General features: G+C 69.2%; 1 protein-coding gene. It reads left to right on the plus strand.

Features of this window, described 5'->3' with window-relative positions; all coding sequences use genetic code 11:
• On the plus strand, positions 1-338 hold a 338-nt coding region (locus MKK60_RS22915), incomplete at both ends, for a response regulator (protein ID WP_243988700.1).

A 338-nucleotide genomic window follows, 5' to 3' on the forward strand; every position in this document is an offset into this window, starting at 1 on the left:
CTGATGACCCGGTTCCTCGAACGCCAACGCTTCGCCGTCCGCACTGCGGGGGACGGGCGCACCGGGCTCGACCTCGCCAAGTCGCTCAAGCCGCGTGCCATCCTACTCGACGTGATGATGCCCGAGATGGACGGCTGGTCGGTGCTGGCCGCCCTGAAGGCAGACACGGAGACTGCAGGCATCCCCGTGGTCATGGTCAGCTTCGTTGCCGACGCGGCGCTGAGCGCCTCGCTCGGAGCCATCGAGGCGGTACCGAAGCCGGTGGACTGGGCGCGCCTCCGGACGATCCTTGACCAGTTCCGGGCGGCCGACGGCGACGTGCTCGTGGTCGACGACGA

Origin of the sequence: Methylobacterium sp. J-092, from assembly GCF_022829325.1 — a bacterium.
In the GTDB taxonomy this organism is placed as follows: Bacteria; Pseudomonadota; Alphaproteobacteria; order Rhizobiales; family Beijerinckiaceae; genus Methylobacterium.